The sequence below is a fragment of the Asanoa hainanensis genome, from assembly GCF_900188485.1.
Taxonomy (GTDB): domain Bacteria; phylum Actinomycetota; class Actinomycetes; order Mycobacteriales; family Micromonosporaceae; genus Asanoa; species Asanoa hainanensis.
In genome coordinates, this window is record NZ_FZPH01000005.1 from 332,461 (window position 1) to 346,644 (window position 14,184).

The following is a 14,184-nucleotide window of genomic DNA, read 5'->3' on the forward strand; positions in this document are numbered from 1 at the left end:
CACGTGTTCGACTACGGAGGCCGCACCGGCTATGAGCCGATCAGCGAGGTCGACCGCAAGGAGTTCCACGAGCAGGGCTTCATGCTCCTGCGCAACGTCCTGACCGAGGACCACCGGGCCGCGCTCGAAGAGGCGGTCGACCGGGTGTACGCCGAGGAGAAGGCGGCCGGCAACACCACGAAGGACGGCACCCTTCACCTGCTCGGCTTCCTCGACCGCGACGAGCTGTTCGGCGAGCTGCTGACCCACCCGGTCGCGTTCCCGTACATGTGGGGTCTCGCGGGCTGGAACATCTACACGCACCACAACCACCTCGACGTCACCCCGCCGGCCCTCGAGCCGGAGAAGCCGTACTGGGGCTGGCACCAGGACGGGTACCGCCAGAACTCCGACCCGGAGACGATGGACCCGAACCTGCCGCGCCCGATGTTCTCGCTGAAGGTGGCGTACGTCCTCTCGGACCTCTCGGAGAACGGCCGCGGCGCGACCAAGGTCATCCCGGGCAGCCACCTGTGGAACTCCCTGCCGCGCCCGGCCGACCTGACGGTGCAGAACCCGGACCCCGAGGGCACCGTCGAGATCACCGCGAACCCCGGCGACGCGTTCATCTTCGACCGCCGCCAGTGGCACTCGCGCTCGACGAACCTGTCGACCATCACGCGCAAGATGCTGTTCGTCGGCTACACGTACCGGTGGATCCGCCCGCTCGACGAACTGCACCCGGACCTGGCGTCGCAGTGGTGGCAGAACCGCACGCCGGTGCAGCGCCAGCTGCTGGGCGAGGGCACCCACACGGCGAACTACTGGGGCATCAACTGGGACGGCTACATCGACGACGAGATCCCGCTCCGCAAGGAGCTGAAGACCCGGGGTCTGCTCGACCGCAACATCCCGTGGCTCCGATAAGCCGTTAGCAACATCAAGCTGGCCTGGGTCCGTACGGACCCGGGCCAGTTGTTTTTTGTCGCAACCCGTGGCCGTAGGGGCGGGTCCCGTTGTCGGGCGTAGCCCACAAATCAGGATCTCCGGGCGGTGACAAGGTGGAGCGCCCCACGGACGAACGACCTTGTCACCGCCCGGAGATCCTGATGCCCTTGCGAAGCCCGACAACGGGACCCGCCCCTCCCCCTGGGTCCCCGCAGCTCGGGCGGGGACCGGGGCGAAGCCCCGGAAACCCGACCAGCTAGCTCCGAGCCCGGACGCGACGCCGGATCTTGGCGAGCAGCGGCTCCGGGATGTCGGTGGCCGCCAGCAGGCTCGGGAGCAGCTCTGGCTGCCCGTTGAAGGCGCGGAACATCCGGCCGATGGTGACGTCGTGGTCGGGGCGGTGGATGACCTCGATGGTGTCGTCCGCGCCGATCTGGCCGGGTGTCACCACACGGAAGTAGGCGCCGGGGGCGGCGTGGTTTGTGAAGCGCTTGATGAGGTCAGGCACGCCCCAGAAGCCGGCGAAGGTCTTGCAGGGCTCCCGGGGTTTGGTCACCTGGACGATCGCGGACCCGATCGCCCACCGCTCACCGACCAACGCGTCAGTGACGTCCACACCTTCGGTGGTGAGGTTCTCCCCGAACGCACCGGCCCACAACTCCCGCCCGAGCTCGTCGGCCCACCACCGAGCATCCTCGACGGCGTAGGCGTAAACGGCCTGGTCCGGACTCCCATGCACCCGGCGGTTGCCGATGTAATCACCGTCGACACCAGCATCCGACACGGTGACTCGGTCGATGGTCGGCTGCTTGTCGATGCCGGTCTGACCACCGGGTCCGTCGGCATAGCCGGTGATCTTCCGGCTGCCGGTGTTGACCGAGAGAACGCGCCCTGTCATGGCCCAACGCTACGTTGCCCCACCACGCACCCGCCGCCCGCCGCCACCGCCTACCGGAGACGGTGATCGCAACAAGATCTAGGTAAACGATTGCTGCCCTAACGGCTGCCCTAACGACGCTCGTTTCCCTAGATCTGCTGGGCCACGGCGTGGCGCGCCACGACACGCCGCGCGCTATGAGCGGGTGCGGGGAGGCCGACGCGTCGCCTCCGCCGGCCACGCCCGTGCGGTTAGTAAGCGCTCACCACCCGGGCGGTTAGTGAAGGGTCGTCGAAGGACGCCACCCACGGGCGAAGGCACGTCGAACGGCGCCTGAACGCGCTTCGGACGGCGCTGGGCTCGGTCGGCGGGCCGGCCGGCAACGGCCGCGTCGCCTCAGACTCGGCGCCGGGCGGCGGAGACGCCGCGAGGGCCGGACCGCGTTGTCGCGGCCGACCCTCGGCGAAGAATTCGGCGGTGCTCAGGCAGCGGTCGCGCTGGGCTCGGTCGGCGGGGCCGGCCGGCAACGGCCGCGTCGCCTCAGACCCGGCGCCCGGCGGCGGAGACGCCGCGAGGGCCGGACCGCGTCGTCGCGGCCGACCCTCGGCGAAGAATTCGGCGGTGCTCAGGCAGCGGTCGCGCTGGCCTTCTTGGCGATGGCCGACTTGCGGTTGGCCGCCTGGTTCTTGTGGATGACGCCCTTGCTGACGGCCTTGTCCAGCTTGCGCGACGCGTCACGCATCAGCACGGCGGCCTTCTCGGTGTCGCCGGCCGCGGTCGCCTCGTGGAACTTGCGGATCGCGGTCTTCAGCGACGACTTGACCGACTTGTTACGCAGACGGCGCTTCTCGTTCTGCCGGTTGCGCTTGATCTGGGACTTGATGTTCGCCACGCGACAGCCTCGTCCTGCTCTTCGTTGGTTGAATGGGGCGCAGGCGAACCGTCGCCACACGCGAAAAACCAGATTACCAGGAACCCATTGACAGGCCAAAACCCACCCGGCCGTCCAAGATCCATCAGGCCGCGCTGCGCAGCCCGAGCGTATACGTCGCGGTGGCCGCGATCACCCGGTCAGCGTCGTGCGACAGCTCTTCGAGGGCGCGTGCCGCCGCACTCCCGGGGATGTCCGCGAGCGCCTGCGTCAGCCGGCGACGGGCGCCTAGGTCGACACAGGCGAGAGCAACGACCAGGTCGGCCGCGATCTGGTCCGCCAGGGCGGGCTCGGCCGCCAGCACACTGAGCGCGTCCGCCGCGTCCGCATCACGCCGTTCATCGACGATCATCTCGATGAGCGGCGTGATCGCGGTCGCCACGCCACGGTTTCCGAGTGCCAGGGCGGCGTGCGTCCGGATCACGGGGTCGTCGTGCGCCAGCGCTCCGCGCAGCACGTCCGTCGCGGCGTCGCCGGGGAACTCGGCGACGCACCGGACAGCGCGTTCGCGTACCTCCGGCGCTGGTGCTTCCAGGCCCTCCGCCAGGAGGGCAAGCCCGCCGTCTCCCGAACGCGCCAGCGCCCAGCGGAGGGCGCCGGCGACATTGGGGTCCGTCTCGCTCAGCGCCGCTTCGACCAGGGCCGCCACCGGCACCTCTTCGTCCGAGGTGAGCGCCGCCCGCTGGCGCCGCGCGGCGCTGTCGGACCCCAGTTCCTGCAGGAGGGCGACGGTCTGGAGGACGTCGGTCCAGTCGGCGGGTTCCGCCTCACCAATCCGGCGCAGCCGGGTCAGCAACGCCGTCTGCGCCGCGATCCGTTCCCGGGTCCGGCGGACCAGGCCGTCGACCAGGCCGGCCGGCGTGAAGCCGGGATCGTCGAGCGCACGCGCGACGTCCCGCAACGACAGCCCCAGTGACCGCAGGCTCTCGACGTGGAAGATCCGGCGGATGTCGGCGGCGGAGTACTCCCGATAGCCGGCATCTGTCCGCCCCGTCGGCCGCACCAGCCCGAGCGAGTCGTAATGCCTGAGCATGCGGGCGCTCACCCCGGACCGTCGCGCCACGTCGCCGATCAACACCGCCTAAGTCCCCTTTCCGCCCAATGCCACGATCCGCTTCGCCTCCTCGATCGCCAACTCGAACCCGGCGTCGGGGTCGAGCGCCAGCCGTTCGGTGGCGATCGCGTGCGCACGCACCACGGGGTCCGCGGCCGCCGTGGCGGCCCGCACGATCGGCATGACCACCTCACCGAGCGCGACCAATGCCCGGCTGAGGCTCCACCGGAGGTCCTTGCCCCCACGGCCGAGCTGCGTGGCCAGCACCCGGCCCAACTCGGCCCGCGCGTCGTCGGGCGCGAGCACCACGGCCGCCCGCCACGCGCTCCGCGCCACCTCGTCGTCGGCGTCGGTGAGCAGCTCTCGGGTGATCGCCGGCCAGGCCCGCCGGTCCCCGATCTTCGACAGGGTGTGCAGAGCCTGGCTCCGCGCCTGCGGCCGCTGCGACCGGAGCTCACCGACGAGCCTGGGCACGGTCACCCCCGGTGCGTGCCGGATCAACGCCCAGGTGAGCATCTCGCGGACGGAGAACTCGGGCTCGACCGCGCACCGCTCGACCAGATCGTCGACGAGCCCCGGGTCCGGCGCCGTCCCCACGGCCATCGCCGCCCGCACCCGCACCGACGGATCGCGGTGCGCCATGGCACGGCGCGCCCGCGTCGCCTCTGTCTCTTCCATCGGAACCCACCTCCTCGACACCAGTGAAAGGCTTGTCACGATGTCAAGGTCAAACGAGCGGACCGGGTCGGCCGCGGTACGAACTCCGGGTACCCGGTCGGGCTCGATGACCTCCGCAAATGGCCTCAAGGGTGGCGCCGACCGAACGCTCCCAGCCGCCACCGGCCGGCGCGGCGCGCCCGGTGACGCGCAGCGCACCGAGCACCGAGCCCACCCGGGCGCAATGCGCGACGAACGCATCAGCCGCCGCGGCGCGTGGGCATCGACCGGCATGGTGCGTGCTCGGCACCCTGGGGCCAGGTAGTCGGTCGCGTGGGGTTCGGGCTTGTTTCGCGAGCCTGGCAGCGAAGCGAAGCGAGCGTTCCCTGGCGGGAGCATCGGTCGCGCCCCCGACGGACCCGAGTCCGCATTCCGCTCCTGGCCTTCTCAACCGAGCCCCGGCTCAGCGCCCGACGAAACTCCGCCATCCCTGGCGAAGGTATAGCCAGTCGAGAGCCACCTCGCCGTGCCAGGTCTGGTGGGCGCGGACCGTCGGGGCCGCGTCGTTCGGTGGTGCGGCGCCGCGGGTCAGGAAGTAGCCGGACAACGCCGCCAGCGTCGCGTCGAGCGCTCCCTCCGGGGCATCGGCCGCCGTCGAGTGGGTGGACCAGAGCTTGTCGGCGTCGAGGCCGCCGGCGTGCGCGGTGATCAGCAGGACCGCCGTGTCGAACCAGGCCGGGCCGTGGCAGAGCCAGTTCCAGTCGCACAGCCAGGCCTGGCCCGCCTCGTCGATGATGACGTTGTCCAGGCGCAGGTCGCAGTGCGTCAGCTCCCGGCCCGCGGTGGCGACCAGCGCCGGTGCCTCAGCTTCCAGGGCGGCCAGTTCGCGCATGCGGTCGCGGGCCGCCGGCTCGGCGGCGGGCGGCACCGGCACGCGGCCGTCGACCATCCAGCGCCAGCCACCGAACTCGTCGGCGAGCATCGGCGCCAGCGCGGGCAGGCCCAGGTCGAGCAGGGCCTGCGGTGGGTCGGCCAGGGCGGCGGCCGCCTCGGCCCAGGTGTCGAGGGTCACCGACAGCTCGGCGGCGGACCAGGGCAGTCCGGGGGTACGACCCGGGACCGCCTCCGCGCACAGCACGAAGAAGTCCGGCGTGGCCAGGGTCCAGAGCGGCCGCGGTGCCCGCACGGTCGCCGGGAGGGCGGCGCTGACCAGCGCCTCGTGGGCGTACCAGTCGCACAGATGCCGTTGGTCCGCCGACCGCGCGGCCTTGACGAACACCTGGTCGCCCGCGGCGGTCGAAAGGAGCGCGGCGAAGCCGCTGGTGAAGCCGGCGCCGGCGGTGTGCGCGGCGACCACCGGGGCGCCGAGTCGGGTTTCGATCGCGTTCCGCAGGTCACCGGACAGATCCGCCCAGGACGGGCGGCGGGCGGTCGCGTCGTACGCGAACGGCGGTGTCGCGAGCATGGCCAGCATGCTGCCGGACCGCGCCCTGCCGGCCAACCCAATTGGACATGGGAGCATAGAGAGCGACCTTGACCGCTGCCGACCAGAACGGACCACCGTGCCACCGACGCTCGACCCCGGCGCCAACCAGCCTGGCTCCTCCGACCCGGCGCGCATCCGCAACTTCTGCATCATCGCCCACATCGACCACGGCAAGTCGACGCTGGCCGACCGGATGCTGCAGTTGACCGAGGTGGTCGACCCGCGCCAGATGCGTGCCCAGTACCTGGACCGCATGGACATCGAGCGCGAGCGCGGCATCACGATCAAGTCGCAGGCGGTCCGGATGCCGTGGACCGTGCGCGAGGGTGAGCAGGCCGGCGAGCAGGCCGTGCTCAACATGATCGACACCCCGGGGCACGTCGACTTCACGTACGAGGTGTCCCGCAGCCTGGCCGCCTGCGAGGGCGCCGTGCTCCTGGTCGACGCCGCGCAGGGCATCGAGGCGCAGACCCTCGCCAACCTCTACCTGGCGCTCGAGAACGACCTGCACATCATCCCGGTGCTCAACAAGATCGACCTACCGGCGGCGCAGCCCGACAAGTACGCGGAGGAGCTCGCCCACCTGATCGGCGGCCGGCCCGAGGACTGCCTGCGGGTCTCCGGCAAGACCGGCGAGGGCGTGGCGCACCTGCTCGACGAGATCGTCCGGCAGTTCACCCCGCCCGTCGGCGACGCGGCGGCTCCGGCCCGAGCGATGATCTTCGACTCCGTGTACGACATCTACCGCGGCGTGATCACGTACGTCCGGGTGATCGACGGCAAGATCGAGGCCCGCGACCGGATCAAGATGATGTCGACCGGCGCGGCGCACGAGCTCCTGGAGATCGGCGTCATCTCGCCCGAAATGGTCAAGTCGCCGGCGCTCGGTGTCGGCGAGGTGGGCTACCTGATCACCGGCGTGAAGGACGTCCGGCAGTCCCGGGTCGGTGACACGGTCACGATCAACGGGCGGCCGGCCACGACGGCGCTCGGTGGCTACAAGGACCCGCGGCCGATGGTCTACTCGGGCCTCTATCCGATCGACGGCTCCGACTACCCGGCCCTGCGCGACGCGCTCGACAAGCTCAAGCTCAACGACGCCGCCCTGGTCTACGAGCCGGAGACCAGCGCCGCGCTCGGCTTCGGCTTCCGCTGCGGCTTCCTCGGCCTGCTCCACCTGGAGATCATCCGGGAGCGGCTGGAGCGCGAGTTCGCCCTCGACCTGATCTCCACGGCACCCAACGTGGTCTACCGCGTGATCATGGACGACGCCAGCGAGATCACGGTGACGAACCCCAGCGAGTACCCGGTCGGCAAGGTCGCCGAGGTGTACGAGCCGGTGGTGCGGGCGACGGTCCTCACGCCCAACGACTACGTCGGCGCGGTCATGGAGCTGTGCCAGGGGCGGCGGGGTTCGCTGCTCGGCATGGACTACCTGTCGACCGACCGGGTCGAGCTGCGCTACACGCTGCCGCTGGCCGAGATCATCTACGACTTCTTCGACCAGCTGAAGAGCCGCACGAAGGGCTACGCGAGCCTCGACTACGAGCCCTCCGGCGAGCAGCACTCCGACCTGGTCAAGGTCGACATCCTGCTGCACGGCGAGGCGGTCGACGCCTTCAGCGCGATCGTCCACAAGGACAAGGCCTACAACTACGGCGTCAACATCGCGTCGAAGCTGCAGAAGCTGATCCCCCGCCAGCAGTTCGAGGTGCCGATCCAGGCCGCGATCGGCAGCCGGGTGATCGCCCGCGAGACCATCCGGGCGATCCGAAAGGACGTCCTGGCCAAGTGCTACGGCGGTGACATCACCCGTAAGCGCAAGCTGCTGGAGAAGCAGAAGGAAGGCAAGAAGCGGATGAAGATGGTCGGCCGGGTCGAGGTGCCCCAGGAGGCCTTCATCGCCGCCCTGTCCACCTCGGACGCACCCGCCGACGCCAAGGCCGCGAAGAAGTGAGCGCCGGGTCGTCGGACCCGGCTCCGCTCGGGGCCGGGCCGACCGCCGGTTTCTGTCCACGGTGCGGGTCGGCGCTGGCCAGCCGGCCGCCGACCGCGTGCGCGTCCTGCGGCTATCAGCTCTACGTCAACGCGCGACCGACCGCGAGCCTGATCGTGGTCGACGACGCGGGCCGGTTTCTCGCGCTGCGGCGGGCGATCGACCCGATGGCCGGCCTCTGGGAGGTGCCGGGCGGGTTCTGCGACGGCTTCGAGCACCCCGTGGACGCCGCGGTCCGCGAGGGGCGCGAGGAGCTCGGCGTCGAGGTCCAGATCACGGGCTTCATCGGGATGTACGTCGGCACGTACGAGTTCCAGCACGAGTTCCTGCCGGTGTTGGACTGCTTCTACTTCGCGACCCTGGACGCCTCGGCGATCCGGCTCGACCCGGCCGAGGCCACCGACCTGACCTGGTTCGACCTGGCCGACCCACCGAAGATGGCGTTCTCGACAATGGACTCCGCGCTGGTGGACGCGGCCCGGCTGCGGGCTCTCGTACCCGAATCCTTGCCGTCTGGGAAATAAACCTGCCATCCGGGCGACGTACCCGGTTTGGCGCTCGACCGCCTCGGTTATTTACGGGTTGTCACACACCCCCCGAGGAGGAGGAAAGGCCATGACCGCAGGTGGGATCATCACCGCTCTGATTATCGGTCTCGTCATCGGTGCCCTGGGTCGGCTGGTCGTCCCGGGTCGCCAGAACATCCCGATCTGGCTGACGCTGGTCATCGGTGTCGTCGCCGCGCTGCTGGGCTCCGCGATCGCCCGCGCCGGTGGCTTCGCGGACACCGGGGGCTTCGTCGACTGGCGCGAGCTGCTGCTGCAGATCGCCCTCGCCGCTGTCGGTGTGCTGCTGACCGTGAGCATGTACGGCCGTGGCCGTCGCCGGGTCAGCCGCTACTGACGCACGGTAACCACGAAACGGGCGCCCTTCGGGGCGCCCGTTTCCTATGTGCAACCTTGGCAACGACGTACACCACTGTCGTAAAAGAAATTTTCGTACTAGTCTGCCGCGAAGAAGGTTACCTACATCACCCGAACCCCCATCGCGGAAGGGAATGCGTCGTGAAGACGAGGCGGAAACCGTTCCAGGTTGTCACGGTGATCCTGACCGCCGCGATGCTCGCCAGCGCGTGCGGCAGCGACGATAGCGGCAACGAGGAAAAAGCGGCAGACCCGGCCAAGCTCACCGTCTGGATGATGGGTGAGGGCGGCGACGCACAGAACACCTTCCTCGACGGAGTCGAGCAGGAGTTCAAGCAGAAGCACCCGAACACCGACGTGGTCGTGCAGTACATCCCGTGGCTCGAGGCACCGAAGAAGTTCCAGGCGGCGCTGGCCGGCGGCGAAGGCCCCGACGTCACCGAGCTCGGCAACACCGAGACGCAGGGCTGGGCTCAGCAGGAGGCGCTCGCCGACCTGACCGACCGGCTCGGCGGCTGGGCACCGGGCAAGGACATCCTTCCCGACCTGGTGAAGAACGCGCAGCTCGACGGCAAGCAGTACGGCATTCCCTGGTACGCCGGTGTGCGCGCGATCTACTACCGGACCGACTGGTTCCAGGCGGCCGGCGTGCAGCCGCCGAAGACCTGGGACGAGCTCGTGACCGTGGCCAAGGCGGTGCAGGCGAAGAAGCCGGGCACGTACGGCATCGCCGTGCCGGGCAACTCCGAGCTGCCGTTCTACTCGTTCCTCTGGGGCGCGGGCGGCGAGATCGCGACCGACAACGGCGGCACCTGGAAGGCCGGCTACACCTCGCCCGAGGCGCGCCAGGCCGTCAAGTTCTGGACCGACCTGGTCACCGTGCACAAGGTGGCGCCACCGGCGGCGGCGGCGTGGAACGAGGTCGACGCGCGTACCCAGTTCGCCACCGGCAAGGCGGCCATGGCCTTCGCCGGAAGCTGGCAGCAGGGCGCGATGCTGCAGGCCGACCCCAACCTCGACAAGGTCTGGGGCACCTTCCCGATCCCCGGGCCGACCGGTGGTGAGTCGCCCGCGTTCGCCGGCGGGTCCGACATCGCGATCTGGGAGGACAGCAAGGCCAAGGACGTCGCCTGGGACTACATGACGGTGCTGCTCGACAAGCAGAACAACAAGAAGTACGCCGACAGCCTCAAGTTCTTCCCGGTGTACTCCGACCTGGTCGCCAGCGGCTACAACGACGACAAGATCATGGCGGCCTTCGCGGCGAGCATGAAGAGCACCAAGCTCACCCCGATGACGCCGAAGTGGGTCGAGGTCAGCCGCACCAAGACGGTGACCCAGGCGATGAACAGCGCGGTCATGAAGGGCCAGAAGACGGTCGACCAGGCGACGACCGACGCGGCCGCCGAGATCGAGAGCATCCTCAACGCCAAGTGACCGCTCCTGACGCTTTTCTTACCCGGCCCGCTCCCCCGGCTCGATCCTTCCGCCGGGGAGCGGGCCGGGTTCCGTACCTCCTGCTGCTCCCCTGCCTCTTGGTCATCGGCGCGCTGTTGCTCTGGCCGTTGGGCCAGGTCGTGGTGATGTCGCTGTACGACCTCGACAGCGTGCGGCAGGTGCGCGGCCAGCGGCCGTGGCCGTTCGCGGGGCTCGCGAACTATCGCGAGGTCCTGACGGACCCGTTCTTCCATACGGTCCTGCGCAACACGGTGCTGTTCGCCGTGGCCAACGTTGTTTTGACCATGGTGCTGGGGACGCTGGTCGGGTTGTTGCTGCACCGGCTCGGGCGCCGGATGGCCGCGTTCGTCGGTGGTTGCGTGTTGCTCGCTTGGGCTACTCCGGCGCTGACCGGCACGATCACCTGGAAGTGGATCTTCGACGACACGAACGGTCTGGTCACGTGGCTGTTCAACGCTTTGCCGGACGGGCTTTCGTCCGCTTTGTTCGGACGGTCCGACTGGACCGGTTACGGGTGGTTCAACGCGCCATTGTCGTTCTTCTCGATCCTGACGCTGGTGGTCGTCTGGCACTCGTTCCCGTTCATCGCGGTGTCGGTGCTGGCTGGTTTGAAGAGCCTGCCGTCTGAGCTGCTGGAGGCCGCGCGGGTGGACGGCGCGGGCCCGTGGCGGTCGTTCTGGTCGATCACGTTCCCGCTGCTGCGGCCCGTGTTCGGGATCCTGGTGGTGCTCTCGACGATCTGGGACTTCAAGGTCTTCACACAGCAGTACGTGCTGGCCGGGGGTACGCAGGACCGCCCGACGTTCATGCTGTCCATCTACTCGTACGCCACGGCTTTCTCGCCGCCGCCGAAATACGGCCTGGGCGCGACTATCGCGGTCGTGCTGACGGTGATCCTGTTGATCGTGACCGGCGTGTACGTGCGATCCCTGCTCAAGCAGGAGGAACTGTGAGACGGTCGGCGCTCAACCTGCTGGGCCTGCTGGTAGCGGCGTTCGCCGTGTTCCCGGTCGTCTGGATGGTCGCGACCTCGTTCAAGTCGACGCCGGAGATCTTCTCGGGCGGCCCGGTGCCGTTCCCGCGGCACCCGACGCTGGACCACTACCGGACCATCTTGACCGGTGACCTGATCCCGGGCGTGACCTTCGTCGACTTCTTCCGCAACAGCGTCCTGGTGGCCGTGGCAACGGTTGTCCTCAGCGGCCTGATCGCCTTACTGGCCGCGACGGCGGTCTCCCGGTTCCGGTTCCGATTTCGTACGAGCATCCTGATCATGCTGCTGGTCGTGCAGATGATCCCGCTCGAGGCGCTGGTCATTCCGCTGTTCCTGATGATCCAGCGGCTGGGTTTGTACGACACGTTGGCCAGCCTGGTGCTGACGTACGTGGGGTTCTCGCTCCCGTTCGCGGTCTGGATGCTGCGCGGTTTCGTGGCCGCCGTGCCGGTCGAGCTGGAGGAGGCGGCGGCGATCGACGGGGCGAGCCGGGCCCAGATCTTCCGCCGTATCCTGCTGCCGCTGGTGGCGCCCGGCCTGGCAGCGACGAGCATCTTCTCGTTCATCGTGGCCTGGAACGAATTGATCTTCGCGTTGACGTTCCTCAACGACCAGACGCGGTACACGTTGCCGGTAGCGATGACCTTCTTCTTCGGCCGGGACGACACGGCCTGGGGCCCGGTAATGGCCGCGTCGACCCTCCTCACGATCCCGGTACTGATCTTCTTCCTCGTAGTCCAGCGACGGATGGTGAGCGGGTTGGCCGCGGGAGCAATCAAGGGCTGAGCCGGTCGGACGTGTCGGCCGGGCGAGCACAGCGGCGAGGGCGAGCGCCGGGGCCGGTGCGCGCGCGGCGCGGAGCCGATGTACGCAGGGCGCGAGGCGTCGCTAGTGCCTGGCGCGGTGCGCGGTGGCGCCTGGCGCTGGGCGGTTATTCGTAGCGGCGGGTTGCGGAGTGGCGGGCGCGTTGGGTTGGGGTGTCGAAGACGTCTGCTGCCCACTCGCGGGCCGTGGTGGTGCGGGCCGCTTTTCCGTGGTCGAGGTCGACCGGTGGCGAGTTGACGGCGCCGGCCGGGCTGGTGGGGCGGGCCGCCGGGATGGCGCCGCCGTGCGGCCGGCGGTGGGGTTCGGTGGGCTCGGGGTCGTCGCCCCAGACGTCGTCATCGTCGTCGAAGGCGGGCGGGCGGCTTTGACCCGTGGTGTTGGCGGTTGCCGGGTCGGGCTGGGTTGCAGCCTCCGGCAACGTGGAGCGGTAGACCCGGCCGACGTTGTCCGTGCCGGCACCGCCCGGGACCGTGGCTCGGCCGATCGTGCGGAAGGGGCGCATCGGGCGACGGGTGGACCCGCCTCCGGAGCGGGTCGCCGCGGCCCGGACCGCGGCCCCGGCGACCAGGTCGTTGATTTTGACCATCGCGGCGATGCAGATCGGCAGGAGGACGACGCCCCACATCGGGATCAGCTCGGCCAGCGCCAGGATGATCGCGAACGCGGTCGCGCCCTCCAGGAAGACGAAGCACACCGTGGAGCTCGGGTTGAGGTGCCGCAGCCGTAGCACGCGGGCGTAGAACGGCCGCCCGCTGTCGCCGCCCGCCGGCGCGAACTGGGCCGCGAGCCGCCGCGCCATCATCGGCCACCGCCCGGCCGTCGGCCGCCCGCCGCGGAGCCACCTCGGCCCGCGGCCGCCGCGCGAGCGGCCGCACGACCGTCCATCTGCCCACCCGACCGGCCCGACGGGTCGGGTCGGTGGGCCGGGCCGCCGTGCGTGTCGACCGCCGAGCCGCTGCCGCCGGACTCCGCGGACCGTGCGGCGGCCACGGCGAAGACGGCGCGCTCCAGGGCGTACCCCCGGTCGTCGGCGCCACCCTTGACCGCGGCGTTGCAGTCGGCCGCGGCACGCATCGCGGCGACCAGGCCCTCCGGCGTCCAGCCGCGGCCCTGGCGCTGCGCGCGCTCGATCTTCCAGGCGGGCATGCCCAACGTGCTCGCCATCTGGTAGGCGTTGCCGCGCCCGGCCGACGCGACCCGCGCGACCGTGCGAATGCCGTCTGCGATCGCGTCGGCGATCGGCACCGGGTCGACGCCCACGTGCAGCGCCCAACGCAGGGCCTCGAGCGCACCGGGCACGTCGCCGACCATCGCGGCGTCGGCCACCGTGAAGCCGCTCACCTCGGCCCGCCCGCGGTAGTAGCGGGCCACGGTCGCCGCGTCGATCCGGCCCTCGACGTCGGCCAGCAGCTGCGAGCAGGCGGCCGACAGGTCGCGCAGGTCGTTGCCGACGGCGGCGAGCAACGCCTCGGCGGCTTCCTCGGAGCCGCGCGTGCTGCCGCGCCGAAGCTCCTCGCGGACGAACGCCACCCGGTCGCGATGCGACTTGAGCTTGGCCGCGGTCACGACGTCGGCGCCGGCGCTGCGGAGCCCCTCGGCGAGGGCCTTCGCCCGCCCGCCGCCGGTGTGGGTGACGACGAGGGTCACCTCGGGATCCGGGTGCTTCACGTAGTCGAGCAGCGCCGCCACGACGTCCTTGCGGGCGTCCTGGCCGCCTCGGACGACCACCAGGCGACGACCGCCGAACAACGACGGGCTGACCATCTCGGCCAGCTCGCCGGCCGCGAGGGCGTTGGCCTCGTACTGCCGGACGTCGGTCGCCGCGTCCGCCGCTTTGGCGGCTTCGATCGCCTTGTCGACGGCACGCGTCACCAGCAGTTCCTCGTCGCCGAGCACGAGTTGAGTTGAGGGAAGGCCGCCGGTCACCGGGCCATACTCGCATGCGCCTCTGACGGACCGAACGTCCTCACCCATATGAGTTGTCGATCACTCATCAACCGCAAATCACGACAAATTACTGTGCGACACGAGCTGTGCCGCGTTGCGTCGATCATCC

13 protein-coding genes and 1 pseudogene are annotated in these 14,184 nt (G+C 70.0%); 7 read left to right on the plus strand and 7 right to left on the minus strand.

Annotation, left to right across the window (positions count from 1 at the left end; all coding sequences use genetic code 11):
* Positions 1-3: 3 nt before the first annotated feature.
* Positions 4-906: a phytanoyl-CoA dioxygenase family protein gene (locus CHC05_RS15540; RefSeq protein ID WP_089249268.1), complete on the plus strand. Its 903-nt coding sequence runs from the start codon at positions 4-6 to the stop codon at positions 904-906.
* A 277-nt stretch (positions 907-1,183) separates the two neighbouring features.
* On the opposite strand, the gene CHC05_RS15545 is transcribed toward CHC05_RS15540, so the two are convergent.
* The 5 genes from CHC05_RS15545 to CHC05_RS15565 all read right to left on the minus strand — a co-directional run bounded on the left by CHC05_RS15545 (position 1,184) and on the right by CHC05_RS15565 (position 5,911).
* Positions 1,184-1,825, minus strand: coding sequence for an MOSC domain-containing protein (locus CHC05_RS15545; RefSeq protein ID WP_089249270.1), 642 nt, complete (start codon positions 1,823-1,825; stop codon positions 1,184-1,186).
* Between the two features lie 604 nt (positions 1,826-2,429).
* A complete protein-coding gene (rpsT, locus tag CHC05_RS15550; RefSeq protein WP_089249272.1) occupies positions 2,430-2,696 on the minus strand; it encodes a 30S ribosomal protein S20 in 267 nt (88 codons plus the stop codon).
* A 124-nt stretch (positions 2,697-2,820) separates the two neighbouring features.
* Positions 2,821-3,813 (minus strand): MerR family transcriptional regulator, encoded by a 993-nt coding sequence (locus CHC05_RS15555; protein ID WP_089249274.1) that lies wholly within the window; start codon positions 3,811-3,813, stop codon positions 2,821-2,823.
* 3 nt (positions 3,814-3,816) lie between these two features.
* Complete coding sequence (locus tag CHC05_RS15560) at positions 3,817-4,467, minus strand: HEAT repeat domain-containing protein (RefSeq protein WP_089249276.1); 651 nt, start codon at positions 4,465-4,467, stop codon at positions 3,817-3,819.
* A gap of 442 nt (positions 4,468-4,909) precedes the next feature.
* The gene (locus CHC05_RS15565) at positions 4,910-5,911 is read right to left on the minus strand and encodes a phosphotransferase (RefSeq protein WP_089249561.1); all 1,002 of its coding nucleotides are present in this window, start codon (positions 5,909-5,911) and stop codon (positions 4,910-4,912) included.
* Between the two features lie 97 nt (positions 5,912-6,008).
* Here CHC05_RS15565 and lepA point away from each other — a divergent pair, with 97 nt between their 5' ends.
* The 6 genes from lepA (at position 6,009) to CHC05_RS15595 (ending at position 12,089) form a co-directional block, all read left to right on the plus strand.
* Positions 6,009-7,889 (plus strand): translation elongation factor 4, encoded by a 1,881-nt coding sequence (lepA, locus tag CHC05_RS15570; protein ID WP_089249278.1) that lies wholly within the window; start codon positions 6,009-6,011, stop codon positions 7,887-7,889.
* Positions 7,886-8,452 carry an NUDIX domain-containing protein gene (locus tag CHC05_RS15575; RefSeq protein ID WP_089249280.1) on the plus strand — a complete coding sequence of 189 codons (567 nt, stop codon included), beginning with the start codon at positions 7,886-7,888 and terminating at the stop codon, positions 8,450-8,452. Before lepA ends, CHC05_RS15575 begins: the two co-directional genes overlap by 4 nt.
* Positions 8,453-8,543: 91 nt before the next feature.
* Positions 8,544-8,831, plus strand: coding sequence for a GlsB/YeaQ/YmgE family stress response membrane protein (locus CHC05_RS15580; RefSeq protein ID WP_089249282.1), 288 nt, complete (start codon positions 8,544-8,546; stop codon positions 8,829-8,831).
* A 161-nt stretch (positions 8,832-8,992) separates the two neighbouring features.
* Positions 8,993-10,288 carry a sugar ABC transporter substrate-binding protein gene (locus CHC05_RS15585; protein WP_245870870.1) on the plus strand — a complete coding sequence of 432 codons (1,296 nt, stop codon included), beginning with the start codon at positions 8,993-8,995 and terminating at the stop codon, positions 10,286-10,288.
* Positions 10,285-11,262: a carbohydrate ABC transporter permease gene (locus CHC05_RS15590; RefSeq protein ID WP_089249284.1), complete on the plus strand. Its 978-nt coding sequence runs from the start codon at positions 10,285-10,287 to the stop codon at positions 11,260-11,262. Before CHC05_RS15585 ends, CHC05_RS15590 begins: the two co-directional genes overlap by 4 nt.
* Positions 11,259-12,089, plus strand: coding sequence for a carbohydrate ABC transporter permease (locus tag CHC05_RS15595; protein ID WP_089249286.1), 831 nt, complete (start codon positions 11,259-11,261; stop codon positions 12,087-12,089). Before CHC05_RS15590 ends, CHC05_RS15595 begins: the two co-directional genes overlap by 4 nt.
* 145 nt (positions 12,090-12,234) lie before the next feature.
* Here CHC05_RS15595 and CHC05_RS42480 read toward each other — a convergent pair whose 3' ends face one another.
* Both CHC05_RS42480 and holA read right to left on the minus strand, forming a co-directional pair.
* Positions 12,235-12,927, minus strand: a complete 693-nt coding sequence (locus tag CHC05_RS42480; RefSeq protein WP_245870871.1) for a hypothetical protein — start codon at positions 12,925-12,927, stop codon at positions 12,235-12,237.
* 176 nt (positions 12,928-13,103) lie between these two features.
* Positions 13,104-14,102 (minus strand): annotated as a pseudogene (holA, locus tag CHC05_RS15605) (DNA polymerase III subunit delta); the annotation flags it as partial.
* Between the last annotated feature and the right edge of the window lie 82 nt (positions 14,103-14,184).

Excerpts from the sequence above, each read along its gene's own strand:
- CHC05_RS15545 (WP_089249270.1), bottom strand. The coding sequence starts at position 1,825 with ATGACAGGGCGCGTTCTCTCGGTCAACACCGGCAGCCGGAAGATCACC.
- CHC05_RS15580 (WP_089249282.1), top strand. The coding sequence starts at position 8,544 with ATGACCGCAGGTGGGATCATCACCGCTCTGATTATCGGTCTCGTCATC.
- CHC05_RS15560 (WP_089249276.1), bottom strand. The coding sequence starts at position 4,467 with ATGGAAGAGACAGAGGCGACGCGGGCGCGCCGTGCCATGGCGCACCGC.
- CHC05_RS15565 (WP_089249561.1), bottom strand. The coding sequence starts at position 5,911 with ATGCTCGCGACACCGCCGTTCGCGTACGACGCGACCGCCCGCCGCCCG.
- CHC05_RS42480 (WP_245870871.1), bottom strand. The coding sequence starts at position 12,927 with ATGGCGCGGCGGCTCGCGGCCCAGTTCGCGCCGGCGGGCGGCGACAGC.